The sequence below is a fragment of the Hyphomonas sp. genome, from assembly GCF_046313735.1.
Classification (GTDB): Bacteria; Pseudomonadota; Alphaproteobacteria; order Caulobacterales; family Hyphomonadaceae; genus Hyphomonas.
In genome coordinates this window covers 1-17,373 of record NZ_JBKBXW010000013.1, presented here as the reverse complement: position 1 = coordinate 17,373, position 17,373 = coordinate 1, and the positions used below count along the sequence as shown (strand labels likewise).

At 65.8% G+C, this 17,373-nt stretch carries 17 protein-coding genes and 2 tRNA genes; 10 read left to right on the top strand and 9 right to left on the bottom strand.

What is annotated here, in order from left to right:
* Window positions 1-50 precede the first annotated feature (50 nt).
* Genes ACK4SV_RS08015 through ACK4SV_RS08005 form a run of 3 tightly spaced genes read left to right on the top strand, consistent with a single transcriptional unit; the run spans window position 51 to window position 2,307 of the window.
* Window positions 51-1,163 (top strand): Ppx/GppA phosphatase family protein, encoded by a 1,113-nt coding sequence (locus ACK4SV_RS08015; protein WP_409917296.1) that lies wholly within the window; start codon window positions 51-53, stop codon window positions 1,161-1,163.
* The gene (locus ACK4SV_RS08010; protein ID WP_409917295.1) at window positions 1,160-1,876 is read left to right on the top strand and encodes an RlmE family RNA methyltransferase; all 717 of its coding nucleotides are present in this window, start codon (window positions 1,160-1,162) and stop codon (window positions 1,874-1,876) included. Before ACK4SV_RS08015 ends, ACK4SV_RS08010 begins: the two co-directional genes overlap by 4 nt.
* A 20-nt stretch (window positions 1,877-1,896) precedes the next feature.
* Complete coding sequence (locus ACK4SV_RS08005) at window positions 1,897-2,307, top strand: GFA family protein (protein ID WP_409917294.1); 411 nt, start codon at window positions 1,897-1,899, stop codon at window positions 2,305-2,307.
* Here ACK4SV_RS08005 and ACK4SV_RS08000 read toward each other — a convergent pair whose 3' ends face one another.
* Entirely contained in the window at window positions 2,308-3,477 is a 1,170-nt protein-coding gene (locus ACK4SV_RS08000) for an indoleamine 2,3-dioxygenase (protein ID WP_409917293.1), read from the bottom strand.
* Between the two features lie 159 nt (window positions 3,478-3,636).
* Between ACK4SV_RS08000 and guaB the strand changes: the two genes are divergently transcribed.
* Window positions 3,637-5,094 (top strand): IMP dehydrogenase, encoded by a 1,458-nt coding sequence (gene guaB / locus ACK4SV_RS07995; protein ID WP_409917292.1) that lies wholly within the window; start codon window positions 3,637-3,639, stop codon window positions 5,092-5,094.
* Here guaB and ACK4SV_RS07990 read toward each other — a convergent pair.
* On the bottom strand, window positions 5,073-5,690 hold the full coding sequence (locus tag ACK4SV_RS07990) for a GNAT family N-acetyltransferase (RefSeq protein ID WP_409917291.1): 618 nt from the start codon (window positions 5,688-5,690) through the stop codon (window positions 5,073-5,075). The two genes, guaB and ACK4SV_RS07990, sit on opposite strands and share 22 nt — an antisense overlap.
* Window positions 5,691-5,763: 73 nt before the next feature.
* Between ACK4SV_RS07990 and ACK4SV_RS07985 the strand changes: the two genes are divergently transcribed.
* The 4 genes from ACK4SV_RS07985 (at window position 5,764) to ACK4SV_RS07970 (ending at window position 10,077) form a co-directional block, all read left to right on the top strand.
* A complete protein-coding gene (locus tag ACK4SV_RS07985) occupies window positions 5,764-7,074 on the top strand; it encodes an RsmB/NOP family class I SAM-dependent RNA methyltransferase (protein WP_409917290.1) in 1,311 nt (436 codons plus the stop codon).
* A gap of 27 nt (window positions 7,075-7,101) precedes the next feature.
* Window positions 7,102-8,685: a glutamine-hydrolyzing GMP synthase gene (gene guaA / locus ACK4SV_RS07980; protein WP_409917289.1), complete on the top strand. Its 1,584-nt coding sequence runs from the start codon at window positions 7,102-7,104 to the stop codon at window positions 8,683-8,685.
* Between the two features lie 117 nt (window positions 8,686-8,802).
* Complete coding sequence (locus ACK4SV_RS07975) at window positions 8,803-9,447, top strand: hypothetical protein (RefSeq protein WP_409917288.1); 645 nt, start codon at window positions 8,803-8,805, stop codon at window positions 9,445-9,447.
* Between the two features lie 36 nt (window positions 9,448-9,483).
* Complete coding sequence (locus tag ACK4SV_RS07970; protein ID WP_409917287.1) at window positions 9,484-10,077, top strand: hypothetical protein; 594 nt, start codon at window positions 9,484-9,486, stop codon at window positions 10,075-10,077.
* Between the two features lie 14 nt (window positions 10,078-10,091).
* Here ACK4SV_RS07970 and ACK4SV_RS07965 read toward each other — a convergent pair.
* The 7 genes from ACK4SV_RS07965 to ACK4SV_RS07935 form a co-directional block, all read right to left on the bottom strand.
* Window positions 10,092-10,176: transfer RNA gene (locus ACK4SV_RS07965), tRNA-Leu, on the bottom strand.
* A gap of 479 nt (window positions 10,177-10,655) precedes the next feature.
* On the bottom strand, window positions 10,656-11,462 hold the full coding sequence (locus ACK4SV_RS07960; protein WP_409917286.1) for an MBL fold metallo-hydrolase: 807 nt from the start codon (window positions 11,460-11,462) through the stop codon (window positions 10,656-10,658).
* Entirely contained in the window at window positions 11,459-12,232 is a 774-nt protein-coding gene (locus ACK4SV_RS07955; protein WP_409917285.1) for a TatD family hydrolase, read from the bottom strand. The genes ACK4SV_RS07960 and ACK4SV_RS07955 overlap by 4 nt, the downstream gene beginning before the upstream one ends.
* Before the next feature lie 10 nt (window positions 12,233-12,242).
* The gene (locus tag ACK4SV_RS07950; protein ID WP_409917284.1) at window positions 12,243-13,178 is read right to left on the bottom strand and encodes a DNA polymerase III subunit delta'; all 936 of its coding nucleotides are present in this window, start codon (window positions 13,176-13,178) and stop codon (window positions 12,243-12,245) included.
* On the bottom strand, window positions 13,175-13,840 hold the full coding sequence (tmk, locus tag ACK4SV_RS07945; protein ID WP_409917283.1) for a dTMP kinase: 666 nt from the start codon (window positions 13,838-13,840) through the stop codon (window positions 13,175-13,177). Before tmk ends, ACK4SV_RS07950 begins: the two co-directional genes overlap by 4 nt.
* Window positions 13,833-14,990, bottom strand: a complete 1,158-nt coding sequence (locus ACK4SV_RS07940; protein ID WP_409917282.1) for a D-alanyl-D-alanine carboxypeptidase family protein — start codon at window positions 14,988-14,990, stop codon at window positions 13,833-13,835. Before ACK4SV_RS07940 ends, tmk begins: the two co-directional genes overlap by 8 nt.
* 131 nt (window positions 14,991-15,121) lie before the next feature.
* Window positions 15,122-16,321, bottom strand: a complete 1,200-nt coding sequence (locus ACK4SV_RS07935; RefSeq protein ID WP_409917281.1) for a septal ring lytic transglycosylase RlpA family protein — start codon at window positions 16,319-16,321, stop codon at window positions 15,122-15,124.
* Between the two features lie 204 nt (window positions 16,322-16,525).
* Here ACK4SV_RS07935 and ACK4SV_RS07930 point away from each other — a divergent pair.
* Window positions 16,526-16,615, top strand: a tRNA-Ser gene (locus ACK4SV_RS07930).
* Between the two features lie 151 nt (window positions 16,616-16,766).
* Window positions 16,767-17,373 (top strand): DUF6538 domain-containing protein (locus ACK4SV_RS07925; protein ID WP_409917280.1); only part of this gene is annotated, 607 nt, incomplete at its 3' end.

The following is a 17,373-nucleotide window of genomic DNA, read 5'->3' as shown; positions in this document are numbered from 1 at the left end:
TTCAGCTCCTGTGGTAATCAATGCCTCAAGATTTCAATTCGGGCCACACTATGGCTGACAAAAAAAACGGGTCCGGAGCGCCTGCGAGGGCGCGCACCGGCCCTTCCGGTGGCCGCCCGCTCTATGCAGCGGTCGACCTTGGCACGAACAATTGCCGGCTCCTGGTTGCGGAACCATGGGGCAAGACCTTCCGCGTGGTCGATTCCCATTCCCAGATCGCCCGGCTGGGTGAGGGACTGCACGAGACAGGCCGCCTGTCTGACGCCGCGATTGACCGCGCGATGGACGCCCTCCACGCCATCCGCCGGAAGCTGCGCCATCACGGCGTCGGGCGCGTGCGCTGCATCGCCACCGAGGCTTGCCGGAAGGCAGCGAACGGCATGGATTTCATCCGCAGGGTGCATGAGGAAACCGGCCTGACCTTCAAGGTCATCGGAGCCAAGGAAGAGGCCCGCCTCGCTGCCATCGGCTGCCACGACCTGCTCGCCCCGCCGGCTGCATCCGTCATGGTCATCGATATCGGCGGCGGCTCGACGGAGCTGTCCCATCTGGATGCCAGCACAGCCCGGCAGCTCGGCCTGAAAGGCTTGCTCGACCGGGCGCCAATCCTCGACTGGACCAGCCTGAAACTCGGCGTGGTGACCCTGACCGACGCCTTCGCCGCGCTCGGCGAGGAGAACGCCTGGCCGGACATGGTCAGCCACGCCCGCCAGACCGTCGCTGCCTGGCCGGGCCTGGAGGCAGCCAAGGCGCGGCTTGTTGCCGATGAAGGCTACCTGATCGGCACGTCCGGCACCGTCACCTGCCTTGCCGGCGTCCACCTCAATCTGGATCGCTACCGCCGCGACCGGGTCGATGGCAGCTGGATGTCCGAAGCCGAAGGCCTCGCCACAATCGAACGCCTGCGCAGTCTTGGCACCCAGGGGCGCGCAAAGCTGCCGACCATCGGTGAGGAACGCGCCCCGCTGATGCCTGCGGGGTGCGCCATCCTGTTCGCCGTCTGGGAAGCCTTCAGCGGATCACGTCTGCGCATAGCAGACCGCGGCCTGCGCGAGGGCCTGCTCCTCTCTATGATGTATGGCAAGCCGGGCCGCCGCCGCCGGGGCGGTCGCGGCGGACGGCGCGGCAGGGCGCCTCAGTCCCAGCAGGAGGGGCAGGCATGACCGACGATGAGAAACGCCGCTGGAAAGGCCCGGGCCCCGGCGAGAAGAAGGATTCCGGCCGCCGCACGGGCGAGCGCAAGGTCATCGCCCGCAATGCCCGCACCGAAAGCTCCAAGAAATGGATCGAGCGGCAGCTGCAGGACCCCTATGTCCGTAAGGCGAAGGAGGAGGGCTACCGCTCCCGCGCCGCCTACAAGCTGCTGGAAATCAACGAAGCGGCCAAGATCCTCCGGCGCGGCCAGCGCGTGGTTGACCTCGGCTGCGCGCCGGGCGGCTGGGTTCAGGTCGCGCTGCAGCATGGCGCGGCGGAAGTCGCCGGCATCGACCTCCTGCCGCTCGACCCTATCGAAGGCGCACACATCGTCGAGGGCGATATCGGCAACCCTGATGATGTCGCGCGCATGATGGCCGGGCTCTCTGCGCAGCCGGACCTTGTGCTCTCCGACATGGCCGCCAACACGACCGGCCACCGCCAGACCGACCATCTGCGCACCGTCGGCCTTGTCGAAATGGCCGTCGCCTTCGCTATCGAACATCTCGCCGAGGGCGGGACTTTCTGCGCCAAGGTCTTCCAGGGCGGGACTACGAAAGAAGTCCTCGACCAGCTGAAACGGCACTTCCGGACCGTGAAGCATATCAAGCCCGCCGCGAGCCGCGCCGCGAGCCCCGAGATTTATGTTGTGGCTAAAGGATTTCGGCGTCATCCTTCCTGAAAAACAGGAGGAGGAGACACATGACCCTGACCGGTGGATGCTATTGCGGCGCGGTCCGCTACGAGGCCGAGGGCGACCCGCTGATGAAAGCGCGCTGCCATTGCCGGGAGTGCCAGTATTTCACAGGCGGGGAGGGCAATGATTTCCTCGCCGTGCCGGCCAGCGGCTTCCGCTTCACGAAGGGCGCCGCCAAGGGCTATACACGGCCAGACTATCCGGGCGCCGCAACGCGCGAATTCTGCGCCGAGTGTGGCACGCCGCTGCTGACTCGTTCTCCCGCCTTGCCGCAGACCGTTATCCTGAAGGTCGGCGGCCTCGATGATCCGTCTGCCTTTGGCGGCCCGCAGGTCATTCTGCAGACGGCCGACGCCTATCCCTTCCACCTGATGCCGGAAGGCGTGCCTGCTTTCCCGAGATTCCCCGGACGTTGATCACACTGGCAAGAGATGCGCCTCCGCCTCGTCGCGGTGCTTCTTGAGGTATCGCATGAACGGCGTGCCGCCTGTGCCAACATCCGGATCATTCCCGGCGCCGCCCTTGGACTGGCGGTTGATGTAGCTTGCCGCATATTCAAGGTGCCGCGTCCGGAACCGGGCGAGGGAGACGAGGTTCTGGTTGTAGGCTTCCGTCAGCGCCCCGTCGGCGGCCTGCGCAACAAACTCCCTCAGCCGGCTGGACGCGCGGATATCGTCGATGAACCGCCGGTGCTGCGGCGGACGGTAGGCGTGAAGCTCATCCAGAAAAGTCCGCAGCGGATCAGCTGCATGGCCGACGCTCAAGAGCGCGTCCATGGCCGGCACGATGGAGGACTGCGATCCGGTCTGCCCGCGAAACGCCTGCGGCGTCCCGCCGGTCTCCGCAACGCCCTCATAGACGAGCCCGCCCGGCAGCGCCGGATTGTCCTTCCAGCCATGGATCCAGGGCCGCACCCGGTGGAAATAGATGTAAGGATCACAGCGCTCCGGCATCCGGTCGAAAATCGCGTTCACATCGTCCCACACCGCCGCGCAGGCCGTCAGCCCCGCCAGCGCCGCAGAAGCATCCTCCCGCGCAGCAGCATCCACCAGCCCGGGAATCTCCGCCAGCATTGTCCCGGCGCGCGCCTCGATGGCCACATGCACGAGGATGAACCACGCCTCATCCATCCCGCCTTCGAAAGGCTGCAGGATGTGAATGTTCGAGAGATCAATCGGCCCGGCCTTGTCGAACCGTGCCCAGTTCTCGAGCGTGTAGCTGGAATAGGGCAGCAGCGGCGGCTGGCCGATGGCCTTGCCGATCTGCCAGATCGGCGCCGCAAGACAGGCTGGCAGCGCCGCCGGCGCCTCGGGTTCGCCCCAGACATAGGCCTGCACCATGAAGCTGTAGTGCAGCATGGCAATCCGCTGCTCGGCCTCGCTTGCTTCGGCGCAGAACTCTGCAAGGTCCAGCACGGGCAGCGACCCCAGATGCGCCCGGATCCGGCCGGTCGGGATCAGCCGGGGCAGGCTCAGCGCCATCTCGCGCGCCGGCGCCAGGAAACCGGGCAGCTGCACATCCGCAGGATCAAAGCCCGACAGGAAACCCCGGCTGGCGCTCAGCCCGTAATCCGCCAGTGCTTGCATCTGCATCCTCCCCGATGAATTTGGTTACACTTGAAACCAGTTGCCTGCCGGTATGCGCCGCGCCGCCCGGCCTGTCAAAGCCAGTTGCAGAACAGCGCGGGCAGGGGACTTCACAAGCGGCCTCGACTCCCTTAGGAGGCCAAAAAGGGAGCTCCCAAAATGAAAATCCGGCAAGCGATCACCTTCGACGACGTGCTGCTCCAGCCCGGCGCGAGCGAGGTTTTACCCGCAGATGTCGATGTCTCGACCTTCCTTACCAAGGCGATCCCGCTGAACATCCCGCTGCTCTCGGCGGCGATGGATACGGTCACCGAAGCCCGCCTGGCCATCGCCATGGCCCAGGCTGGCGGCATCGGCGTCATCCACCGCAACCTGTCGATCGAGCAGCAGGCCGGCGAAGTCGCCATGGTCAAGAAGTATGAGAGCGGCGTGGTCATGAACCCCGTCACCATCGCCCCGACCGCAACCCTCGGCGAGCTTCGCGAGCTGAAACAGCGCACCGGTTTCTCCGGCATTCCCGTCGTGGAGACCTCCGGCAAGGTGGTCGGCATCATCACCAATCGCGACACGCGCTTCGCCGACGACCTGAATGAAAAGGTCGCGAGCCTCATGACCCGCGAAGTCGTCACCGCCCGGATGGACATGGACCCCGGCGAAGCCCGCCGCCTGCTGCACAAGCACCGGATCGAGCGGCTCGTCATCGTCGACGGCGATGGCAAATGCCTTGGCCTCCTGACCGTCAAGGACATGGACAAGGCCGCTGTGAACCCCAACGCCGCCAAGGACGCTGCCGGGCGCCTGCGCGTCGCCGCTGCTTCCACGGTCGGTGACGCTGGCTTCGAGCGCACGATGGCGCTGATCGAGGCCGGCGCCGACGCCGTCGTAATCGACACCGCACACGGCCACTCCATCGCGGTCGCCGAAGCCGTCAGCCGTGCCAAGAAAATCTCCAATTCCGTCCAGATCATCGCCGGCAATGTCGCGACCGCCGAGGCCACCAGGGCCCTGATCGATGCAGGCGCTGACGCCGTGAAGGTCGGCATCGGGCCGGGCTCCATCTGCACCACACGCATCGTCGCCGGTGTCGGTGTGCCGCAATTGACCGCGATCGAGCAGTGCGCCAACGCCGCGCAGGCTTCGGGCATCCCGGTGATCGCCGATGGCGGCATCAAGTTCTCAGGCGACTTCGCCAAGGCGCTCGCCGCCGGCGCGTCCACCGCCATGATGGGCTCGATGTTCGCCGGCACCGAAGAAGCGCCCGGCGAGGTGTTCCTGTATCAGGGCCGCAGCTACAAGGCCTATCGCGGCATGGGCAGCCTCGGCGCCATGGCCCGCGGCTCGGCCGACCGCTACTTCCAGAAAGATGCCGCCGCCGAGAAACTCGTGCCCGAAGGCATCGAAGGGCAGGTGCCCTTCAAGGGGCCCATCGGCGCCATTATCCACCAGATGGTCGGCGGCCTGCGCGCCGCGATGGGCTATGTCGGCGCCAGGGACATCGCCGAACTCCACGCCAAGGCCGAATTCGTCCAGATCACCGGCGCCGGCCTCCAGGAAAGCCACGTCCACGACGTCATGATGACCCGCGAAGCGCCGAACTACTCGCTGTCGAGGGGATGAGGTTCTCGCCACATTGCTTCCAGGGGCGGGGCGCCGGGGCCGGGTTCGAACAGTTTCATCCGTTCAAAGCCGTGGCTCATATAGAAGCCCGTATTCGCCGGATTTGAGTTTTCCAGATAGCAGGGCAGGCGGGCCCGGTCGGCCGCGTCGAGCATCGGCGCAATCATGCGCTTGCCCAGTCCCGTGCCGCGCGCCGCTTTCCGCGTGCCGATGGAGAACAAATAGAGGTGCGGGTCCTTCGGATGCTCCCGCGCCATCGCCTCGCTGGCCGCTATCGCGCGTTTCGCCGCGCCTTGCGAGCCCTTGCGCATCATCGTCCACACCAGCCCCAGCATTACCAGCGAGCCCAGTTCGCGCCGGTCCGCCGAGTGCATCCACATCGCCGCCGCGTCATTCCCGGCGATATGGCAGACCCCGCCCGGCAAATAGAGATGCTTCGCCAACCGGCCGAACACAGGCGCCAGCGCCGGCTGCTTCCCGAACACCCAGAGGTTCACCGGGTCCTGTGAAAACGCCTCGCCGGTAATGTCGCCCAGCAGCCGCCAGTCCGCCGGCGCCGCATTCCGAATGCCGTCCGGCAGGTGAATTTCCAGCATCGTCAGCCCTTTGCGGTTTCCTGCGTCCCTAATGGACGCTAACACCCCGCAGACGCAACCGGAGCACCCCCTCATGCGCAATGGCGGCCGCATCAGCGCAGCAATCACAGTCCTTCGCGACGTGCTGGAACGTCACCAGCCAGTCAAGATCGCCGTGCGCGACTGGGGCAAGCGTGCCCGCTATGCCGGCTCGAAGGACCGCGCCTGGGTTTCCGGCCTCGTGCTCGATGCCCTGCGCCGCCGGAATTCCACAGCCCACCATATGGGCAATGACGATCCGCGCGCGCTCGTCTTCGGGACGCTCCGCTTCGGCTGGGACTGGCCGGCCCGCGACATCGAACAGGCATGTTATGACGATCACGGGCCAACGCCCCTGACCAATGCCGAGCGCGACGCCCTGATCATGGCGCCGGACCCGTCCGCGCCGCCGCATGTGCAGGGCGACTTTCCCGAATGGCTGACGCCCCACCTGCAGCGCGTCTTCGGGCCAGATACGGTGATCGAGGCGCAGGCCATGGCCGTGCGCGCAGATGTGGACCTGCGCGTCAACACGCTGAAGGCAGACATGGAAAAGGCCGCGCTGCCGCTGAAAACCGTCCGCGCAGAGCCCTCGAAACTTCTGCGCAATGCCTGGCATATTCCCGCCCGCGACCCCACCGAGCGCGAAGACAGCCTCGAAGCGATCCCGGCTTTTTCGAAGGGCTGGGTCGAGGTGCAGGACGCTGGCAGCCAGATCGCGGCGGCCGCCGCCAATGCGAAAGCCGGTGAGCAGGTCCTGGACTATTGCGCTGGCGGCGGCGGCAAAACACTCGCCCTCGCCGCGCAGATGGCCGGCACCGGGCAGGTCTTCGCCTACGATATCGACGGCAAACGCCTGTCCGCGCTGGTGCCGCGCCTCAAACGCTCCGGCGCCCACAACGTGCAGCTGGTGCACCCGAGCGAAGGCACAAGCCTCGAGCCGCTTCTCGGAGACATGGACCTCGTCTTCGTCGATGCCCCCTGTACCGGCACCGGCACCTGGCGCCGGAAGCCGGACGCCAAATGGCGCCTGCGTCCCAACCAGCTCCAGAAACGCATTGAAGATCAGCGCCTTATCTTCTCCGAGGCCGCGCAGTATGTAAAACCCGGCGGCCGGCTGCTCTACGCCACATGTTCCTTCCTGATCGAGGAAGATGAAGACCGCGTCGCCGAATTCCTCGCCGGCGCGCCGGACTTCCGCGAAGAAGACGCCGCCGAAGCCGCCATCGCCTCGGGCGCGCTGACAGAGCAGGGCGCAGCCCTCGTCCGCAGGTATCGCGGCCCCACCGGCAGCGTGCGCCTCACGCCGCGCCGCGCGGGCACCGATGGTTTCTTCTTCGCCGTCTTGCGCCGGGCGGCTTCCTAGGTCCCCAAACGCCCGCTAATAGGGGCCATGACACAGCCAGCCGATTCCGCCGCCGCCAATTCCCATGAACGCGTCCTGATTGTCGATTTCGGCAGCCAGGTGACCCAGCTGATCGCGCGCCGCCTGCGCGAGAGCGGCGTCTATTGCGAGATCCACCCCTTCAACAAGGTCGATGGCGCCTTCCTGGGGGCATACCGCCCGCAGGCAATCATTCTCTCTGGTGGGCCCGCCAGCGTCACCTGGAAAGACGCACCGCTCGCCGACAAGGCGATCTTCGACAGCGGCCTGCCCATCCTGGGTATCTGCTATGGCCAGCAGGTGATGATGCACCAGCTCGGCGGCCGCGTTGAAAGCGGTACCAGCCGCGAATTCGGCCGCGCCTTCATCGAGCGCGTTGAAGCCGATCCCATCCTCGACGGTCTCTTCGAGGGCGGCAATTCCGAACAAGTCTGGATGAGCCATGGCGACCATGTCGCCGACATGGCCCCCGGCTTTGGCGTCATCGCCAAATCACCCGGCGCGCCCTATGCCGTGATTGCAGACCCGGAGCGCAAATTCTACGGGACCCAGTTCCATCCCGAAGTCGTCCACACGACCCATGGCGCGCGTCTCTTGCGCAATTTCACGCATGGCGTTGCGGGCCTCAAGGGTGACTGGACGATGGCGGCCTACCGCGCCGAAGCGATCCATAAAATCCGCGCTCAGGTCGGCAAGGGCCGGGTCATCTGTGGCCTCTCCGGCGGCGTCGATTCCTCGGTGGCTGCCGTGCTCATCCACGAAGCCATCGGCGACCAGCTGACCTGCGTCTATGTCGATCACGGCCTGATGCGCGCGGGTGAAAGCGAACAGGTCGTCAGCCTCTTCCGCGAGCATTACAACATCCCGCTCGTGCATGTGGATGCGTCCGAGCTTTTCCTCGGCCAACTTGAAGGCATCACGGACCCGGAAAAAAAGCGCAAGACAATCGGCGCGCTCTTCATCGATGTCTTCGACGAAGAAGCAAAGAAGATCGGCGGCGCTGACTTCCTGGCGCAAGGCACTCTGTACCCGGACGTCATCGAAAGCGTCTCCGCCATCGGCGGGCCATCCGTCACGATCAAGAGCCATCACAATGTCGGCGGTCTCCCGGCGCGCATGAAGATGCAACTCGTCGAGCCGCTGCGCGAACTCTTCAAGGACGAAGTCCGCGCCCTTGGCCGCGAGCTTGGTCTGCCGGAAAGTTTCATCGGCCGTCACCCGTTCCCGGGCCCGGGCCTCGCCATCCGCATTCCCGGCGCCATTACGCGCGAGAAGGCCGACACGCTGCGCAAGGCCGACGCCATCTACATTGATGAAATCCGCAAGGCTGGCCTCTATGACGAAATCTGGCAGGCCTTTAGCGTCCTCCTGCCGGTCAACACGGTCGGCGTGATGGGAGACGAGCGCACCTATGAAGCCGTCCTCGCCCTGCGCGCGGTGACCTCCACGGATGGCATGACGGCAGACTACTACCCCTTCGACCACGCCTTCCTCGGCCGCGTCGCGACCCGCATCATCAACGAGGTCAAAGGCGTCAACCGCGTCGTCTATGACGTAACCTCAAAGCCCCCCGGCACCATCGAGTGGGAATAGCGCTTCGAGGGACGCACCTCGCCGCCATGATCGCGGGTTGATTTTTCCCGGTATTTCACACGCGCGTCACAAAGCTGGGGTTACCTTCCGTCAAACAGACAGGGAGGGAGCGCAAACATGACGTTGGCGTTGTCACTTGCTGGAGCCAGCCTGTGCTGGCCGGTGCAGCGGGCCCTTGCAGGGCTGGTCCTCGCGGGCATCCTGAGCGCTTGCGGCGTGCCGGAGGGCGAGCCGGAAACACCAGACCTCTCAACCTTAATTCCCGGAACGCTCCTCGACGAAATCGACTCGGTGGCCGGCGAACCGGCTGCTGCTGCGCCAGTGCGCCGTCCGGTCGCCTGCGAACTTCTCAGCGCCGAAGTCGCCTCTGAACTGATCGGAGAAGCGGCCGAAGAGCGGCCCGCCTTCCAGACCTTCAACACAATCGGCCACACGCACACTACCCAGTGCGACCGGCATTCCGCCCTGTTCCGCACCACGAACATCTCCTTGTTCGTCTCCCACAACAGCCTCCCGCGCCAAACGCCGGAGATGACCCAGACCAGCGCCCTGCAGGTTGTCCGCGACAGGAACGGCGCCGAACCCATCGACGGCATCGGCAACTGGGCCGTGCTCGACATGGACCGGCGCCTCGTCGTGGCGGGCGACCGGCTGTTCTTTTTCGTCCATTTCAATGACGGTACCGGCCTGATGGACACCCGCGCCATTCTCGAGAATGCGGCCCGCACCCTGTGGGCCAGCCTGGAAGAGTACGATTCCTGATCTTCCCGGAGCCACACCTTGCAAGGGAGACCTGACATGAACCTTCTCCGCATCTTCCTGCCGCTGGCTGTGCTCGCCCTGGCTGCCGCGTGCGGCGAAGGCTCAGGCGGCAACACCGGCGGCAGCGCCCCGCGATCTGCCGGCGGCACCTTCCAGATCGAAATCACCGGGGATGATACCCGGACGCTGACAGATTCAAACGCGAGTTCGAATGTCTCTCGAATCGACCCCGAAGATCCGCCGATCATCACGTTCCAAGTGTTCGAACCCGAGGGAGACGGCTATATGGCCTACCAGTTGTTCATCCAGCTCAGCGATGTTCAACCGGGCGAATACGTCTTCGATTATCCAACAGATCAGTTTGGCTACGCGCTCGACGAAAGCGATATGCAGCTGAGCGCAACCTACTCCATAGTTGAAACGGATGCTGGCCGCGGAATGGTCATGGGAGGCAGGGGAGACCAGTTTGGCTGGGGCCAGTCCGGCACGCTGACCCTTCACAGTGTCGCCAATGACCGCCTCGCCGGGGAATTCGATGTGACGATCTACAACAGCCGTATGCCGAGTCCGGACCGCAAATCGATCCGCGCAGTCGGCGAGTTCTCGGGAATATCGATCGCCCGCCGGTAAGGCAGCGAAACTGGTGGTGCCCAGAAGAGGACTCGAACCTCCACGCCTTGCAGCGCTAGTACCTGAAACTAGTGCGTCTACCAATTCCGCCATCTGGGCACGGGACCGGAAGGCGCGGATGTAAAGTTACCGCGCGGCCCCGTCAACGGCAAATGTGCGTGCTGCGCAGGTGTCGGCCCCGCGACCTGTGGACACCGGTCCGCGCGGAGGGGAAGGGGGGAGGCTCAGCAGCCTCGTGCAAGGCGCGCACCCATCGCTGCTGGCGGCGACCGAGCGCAGTCCGGTTCGCGGATCTGGCCCGGGTGCATGTGTTAACGAATATTGAAAAACCCGTCTTGGACGAGCCTGCATGAAGGGGAAGGGCTGCGCGCTCAGGGTCCGATGCCCGGACAAGGGCGGCGCCAGCCATCGGTTCAGAGCGCCAGACATACCGGCATCCTCATATCCATGAGTCGCATAATATATATTATGGGAAATCATTTCAGTAAGGCGCTGGGCTGGTCTTGCGGCTTGTTATGTTTGGATCTTCCGGCGCGCAGCAACCGCTTGCGATGCGCCCGCTCCTGCCGTCCTTCGCTTCAGCCCCCGATCTCAATGACCATCCCGTCAAAGCCCGGCTCGACGCCCGCCGGCAGCTCGCGTTTCAGCGTCTGGTAATCCATGTCAATGTGCAGGTTCGTCAGGATCGCCCGGCGCGGGCGCAGTTCGGCGATCCAGGCGAGCGTCTGTTCAAGGTGCGCATGGGTCGGATGCGGCGCGTAGCGCAGGGCATCAATCACCAGCGTGTCGATGCCCCGCAGCGCGTCCAGCGTTTCTGGCGGCAGCCCGTTCACATCATTGCAGTAAGCCGCCCCGCCGATCCGAAAGCCCAGGCAATCAATCGGTCCGTGCTCCATCTGCACCGGCAGGAATTCCACAGCCCCTGCCGGGCCGTTAACGGAAAACGGCTCCAGCGGCCGGATCACCGTCTGCGGCGACAGGATTGCCGGATACCCTTTCGCGCCTTCAAGGCAATAGGCAAACCGGCGCGTCAGGCTCTCCCGCGTCGCTTCATCGAAGATCACCGGAATGGGCAGCCGCTGGCGGATCGCGAGCGCGCGCACATCATCAATGCCGTGGCTCTGGTCGGCATGGTCATGGGTGTAGACGACCGCGTCGAGATGCGTGATGCCGGTGTCCAGCAGCTGCTCGCGCAGGTCCGGCGGCGTATCGATCAGGATGTTGGTCAAGTCTCCCGCGCCGTCCGATTTCTGCACCAGCGCGCCGCAGCGCCGCCGCCGGTTCTTCGGCTCGGCCGGGTCGCACGCGCCCCAGTCGCCGCCGACCCTCGGCACCCCGCCGGATGAACCTGTCCCGAGCAGCATCATGCGGAGCCCTGCCCTCATACGCCGATCCGCGAAAACAGGCGCAGCGCATTTGCCTCGGTCATCGCCGATACATCGCCTACGGACATTTCCTTAAGCGATGCCAGCGCTTCAGCCACATGCACCAGATAGGCCGGCTCATTCCGCCGTCCCCGCATCGGCACAGGCGCGAGATAGGGACAATCCGTCTCCAGAATAATTTGCTCGATGGGCACGTCGCTCATCACCGCGCGCACATCCTTTGCGCTCTTGAAGGAAAGAATTCCGGACACGGAGAAAAACGCGCCGAGCTTCAGCGCGCGCTGCGCAAGGTCCGCGCCGCCTGTATAGCAATGCAGCAGGATCGCGAACGGGCCCTTCGCATGCTCCGCCTCCAGAATATCCGCCATGAAAGCATCGGCTTCCCGCGTATGCAGGATGATCGGCAGGCCGGTGCGCCGCGCGGCGTCGATATGCGCGAGGAGGCTTGCCACCTGCTCCGCCTCCGGACTGTATCCATAGTGGAAATCAAGCCCGGTCTCGCCAATCGCAACCACTTTCGGATCGGCGGCGGCCTCGACCAGCATATCCGCCGTCACATGCTGGAAATCCTTGGCGTGATGCGGGTGCGTTCCGACGCTGCACCACATGTCCGGATTGGCGCCCGCAATCGCGCGCACAGCATCGAAATTGTCAAACCGGTCGCAGATCGCAAGGAAACGCCGCACGCCGGCCTCCCGCGCCCGCGTGAGCACGGGCCCGAGGTCATCGGCAAAGGCTTCGCCATGAAGGTTCACATGTGTATCGAACATGCCGCGCCCTTTAGCCGGACTTTGCCGCTTCCTGAACCCCCGCGATCAGTTTCGCAGAGACCTGGGCCGCGTCCATGTTGAGCGTTTCCGCTTCGCCGCACAGGCGCGCGAGCCGAAGCCAGACACCGGCGGCGCGCATATCCTGCGCCGCGCGCACTGCCACCCAGTCGAGCACAACCGTGCGGAACGCTTCCTGCGCGTCCGGCCCGGCGCTTGCCGCCGAGAGCGCCGCCGTCACCGTCCGGTCATCGGCGCGGGGCAAGGCCTTCACGAATGCCCGCGCGGCTGAAGCCGCAGACAATGCCGCCGGCGCCGACAGCCGGAGCGCCAGCCCCGGCCGCCCGCGCGCCAGCATGGCGGCATCCGCCGGGATCCCCGCGGCCTCCATCGCCCGCGCGCTGTCGGCTTCATTCAGGGGTGACAGGCGCAGGGTCCGGCACCGCGACCGGATCGTGGGCAGCAGCGGCTGAGTTCCGTGGTTCAACAGGATCAGCAGGCATTGCGGCGGCGGCTCTTCCAGGGTCTTGAGCAGCGCATTGGCCGCGTTGCGATTGGCTTCATCCATCGCATCGACAATCCCGATCCGCCATCCGCCCATGGCCGGTTTCAGAGTGAAGAACTGCGTCAGCTCGCGCGCCTGTTCCACCGTGATGTCCTGCGCCAGCTTGCCCTTGTCGTTCGGCTCGCGTTTTTTCAGGCTGAGATCCGGATGGCTCCCGGCCAGCACCCGGCGCATCACCGTGTCATCCGCCGGCGCATCGAGCGGCGCCGAAGCCGGCCCGCGTGCGCCCAGCAGGTAGGCGGCAAGCCTCAGCGCAAAGCGCGCCTTGCCGATGCCGGACGGGCCCTCGACCAGCCAGGCATGATGCATCCGCCCGCTCGACAGCGCGGCGAGAAAGGCCGCCTCCGCCCGGTCATGACCATAAAGCGGCAAGACGGGCGTCATGGCGGCACCCTCCCGGCATCCACCGCCGGCAGAAGCGCGCTGATCCGGGGCCAGGCCGCCTCCAGCACCTGTTCCGGCGCAAGGGCAGCATCAATTACCGCGCAACGCTCCGGCTCTGCCGCTGCGACCTGCAGGAAGGCTTCGCGCACCGCGGTGTGGAAAGCCTCTCCGCGCGCCTCGAACGTATCCTGCGCGCCGCCGCGATCCACCCGGCGGGCCAGCGTCACATCCAGCGGTGCATCGAGCACCAGTGTCAGGTCCGGCACGGTCCCGCCCAGAACTTCTGTCTCGATCGCCCTGAGCAGCGCCATCGGCACACTTCCGGCAAGCCCCTGATACACGCGCGTGGAGTCGGCAAACCGGTCGCAGATCACCCAATGCCCGGCCTCCAGCGCCGGGCGGATCCGCCGCGCGACATGATCCTGCCGCGCGGCATTCACAAGCAATGCTTCTGAGAGAGGCGCCCAGGTATCCTCGCCCGGCGGATGCAGCAGCAGGCCCCGGGCCGCCTCCGCCAGCGGTGTCCCGCCCGGCTCGCGCGTTACCAGCACCGTCAGACCAAGCGCCTCCAGCCGCGCCGCCAGCGCGCGGGCAAGCGTGGATTTGCCGGTGCCTTCGCCGCCTTCGAGCGTGATGAAGCGGCCGCGCGCGCCGTCAGTCATTGCTGCTGGAAATGAAGGTCCGGATACCCTCGACAGCCATGCCCAGAAAGCCCAGCTTCTTCACATCCGCCTCGGCGATCACGGGCACGCGCACGGATTCGGAGCCCTCAAGCGTCACCTCGAAATAGCCGAGCGTATCGCCGCGCGTCACAGGTGCGCGCACCGGGCCGGACAGGACGATCTCGCCCTTGGCTCTCGGAAACGCCGCCACATGGCCGGCCACCCGCAAAGGCTCGGCAATCGAGACCGGCACTGTGCGCCGCTCGCCCAGCCAGACTTCCACTTCCGGCAGGTCCACGCTCTCAGGCCCCAGCGTGCGCAAATTGAAGCTCTGGAAAGCGATCCGCATCAGCCGTTCGCTTTCCTGCGCGCGGGCGGCGCGCGTCGGCAGGCCATTGACGACAATCGTACGGCGCACACCGTCGCGCACTGCAGAAGCCGTCAGGCTGTAGCCCGAAACTGTCAGGAAGCCGGTCTTCAGCCCGTCCGCACCGGCGACCTCCAGCAGTGGATTGCGGTTCGCCTGCGTGAAGTTGCGCCAGGAATAGGAGGGCAGCGCGTACCAGTCATAGTATTGGGGATAATCCTCAATGGTCATCCGGGCGAGCTTGGCGAGATCGACGGCGGAGATAACATGGTTCTCGCTCGCCAGGCCGGTGGCGTCGACGAAATTGGCGCTCGCCAGCCCGAACTCATGCGCAATCTGCGTCATCTTGCGGGCAAAGGCTTCTTCGGAGCCGGAAATGCCTTCGGCCAGCACGATACACGCATCATTGCCGGACATGGTGATCACGCCGTGCAGCAGCTCTTCCACGGTCGGGGTGTCATTCGGCATCAGCCCCATCGTGGACGTGCCGGAAGGGAAGCCGCCGCGGCGCCAGGCATCGGTGCTCACGGTAAACCGGTCGGTCAGGGACAGCTCGCCGCGCTCCACAAGTTTGAAGACGGTGTAGGCCGTCATCATCTTGGTCATGGAAGCAGGGATCATCGGCTCGGACCCGTTCTTGGAGAACAGGATCTGGCCGGTCTCATGATCCATGATCACGGCATGAGAGGCCGGTGTCTCGATGACTTGCGCCGCCGCAAGCCCCGCTGTCGCCAGGGCAGCAGCGGCCGCGAAGGAAGCGAGGGATTTGCGAAAGGGTGCCACGGGTCAATTCTCCTGCGCCGTTCTGGCGGCCGCAGGCGGGAAAGCTGCGGCCCGGTCTGATGACTAGACAGGAAAAAGGGCTGGTTTGTGGTCAGCGTCAATGGGGCGGCCTGTGCCGCCCCAACTCTTCATCAGTGGCCGGAGACGACCCGGCCATCTGCCGTACCATCGGCGTAAAGCCGGGCGCGGACCTGTTCGGCGGATTCGCGGTCCGGGAAGGGACCGACGCGGACGCGGAAGAAGTCAGCGCCATTCACCCGGGCCGGCACGATCTCGGCCTGCATCCGGCCTTCGACCGAGCGATACATCGCCTCGGCATTGCCCAGCTCGTTGAACGAGGCCAGCTGCACGAAATGGCTGCCAGCTTCCGCCATCCGGGGCGCCGGGGCGGAGACGGGGGCGGGCTGCAGCGACATCAGGCGCGGCGCCGGAGCCGGCTGGACCTGGCCAACCGATCCGCCGAGCAGTTCATCCTGCGGTGCAGGCTGCGGCGCTGCCGCGAGGCGCACCGGCACAGCAGGTTGCGGCTGCACAGGTGCAGGACGCTGGGGCTCTGGCTGAACCCGGCTGACCGCCTGCGGGCCGGCCATAGGCGCGGGGCCGAGATAGCGCAATGACACTTGCGCACGCCCTGCCCCGCCCATGCCGAGCGCGGTGGCCGCCTGGCGCGAGAGCTGGAGATTGGCGCCGTCCTCGAACGGTCCGCGATCATTGACGCGCACCACCACTTCGCGGCCTGTCTCAAGATTGGTGACATGCACCAGGCTCGGCAGCGGCAGCGCCGGATGGGCGGCGGTCATTTCAGACTGCGCAAAGATCTCACCATTGGCCGTCGGCAGCCCGGCAAACTCATCGCCATACAGAATGGCAATACCGGTCTCCACATAATCGCCGGTCGCGGCGGGCGGGGCGCTGGCGGCCGGCATCGGGGCCGGGGCTTGCTGCACGGCGGGCGCTCGCACAGGGGCCATCCCCTGCCCGGCTGGCACCGGCAACGGCGGCAGGCTGGAGACTTCAACAGGTGCAGGCGTTGGCGACGGAACCGGAGCGGCCCGGGGGGCGGGCGCAGGCGCAGCCGGAGCAGGCGCCGCAGCAGAGTCGGGATAGCGGAAGCTGATACGGGCGGTCGCGCGGTCTGCAGGCTCGGTGCTCGCCATCCGCCGCACAGGCGCCGCCGGCGCGCTGGACTGGACCGGCGAGGCGCCGCGATACTCGATCGCCACGCCGGAACGCCCCTGCGCCTCAGCGGCAAGGCTGAGCGAGCTGGACACGAGCAGGATGGCAAGAAGGGATTTCGCCGGGCGGGCGCGGGAAAGGCACTGGAACGGCATGGGCCGCTGATCTCCTCATTCTGAGTGTCGGCGCGCTTCGGCGCCTCGGGCAGCATTCAGCTACCTTCGCCGACCCGTTTACCATGGTGAGGTATCGGTCCGGTCAACTCCCCCGCTGAAATCCTGCGCGCCGCGTTAAGGCTCTGGCAAGGCGCATCCGCCCCCTTGCCTTCCGCGCGTCCATCAGGGAAACAGCACCGTCGCGGAGGAGTGGCAGAGTGGTTTAATGCGGCGGTCTTGAAAACCGTTGAAGGTTCGCGCCTTCCGGGGGTTCGAATCCCTCCTCCTCCGCCAGAAGTGCTGCAACAAATCGACCGCAACACATTGAAATAAATATTATTATTGCACAAGTTTGCACCGCATTGCACATACTCGAACTTGAACTGCTGCACAATTTGCTACACATTTCGCTGCACAAAGTCCGCTAAAACTGACGGAGGAGCGCATGTCGATCGTGAAGCGCGGGAGCACGTTCCAGCTGCGCCGGCGGGTGCCGCAGAGGTACCGGGCGGTGGAGCCACGCGAGGTGATCTGGATCAGCCTGCATACCGATTCCGAGACGGTGGCGCGCAGCAAGGCGGATCGTGCCTGGGGGCAGCTGGTCGAGGCCTGGGAGGCGCGGCTGGCCGGCGATAGCGAGGACGCGGAGGCCCGCCATGCGGCCGCCCATGAACTCGCCCGCATCCGGGGCTTTCGCTACCTCGATGTCGGCCTCGTCGCCCGCCTGCCGGCGGAGGAACTCTTGGCCCGCGTCGAGGCGATTGGCGCGCGTAAGGCGGCACCGGACCCGGTGGAGGCCTCTGCCCTGCTCGGCACGGTGCCGGCGCCGTCCCTGACGCTGGAGAAGGCATTGGAGCTCTACTGGGGCCTTGCCCGGGAGAAGACACTCGGCAAGAGCGAGGATCAGCTGAGGCGCTGGAAGAACCCGCGCGTCAAAGCCGTGCGCAACTTCGTGGAGGTCGTCGGCAACAAACCGATCGAGGCGATCACGCGCGACGACATGCTGGATTTCCGCCAGCACTGGCTGGAGCGGATCGAGGCGGGCGAGGTGA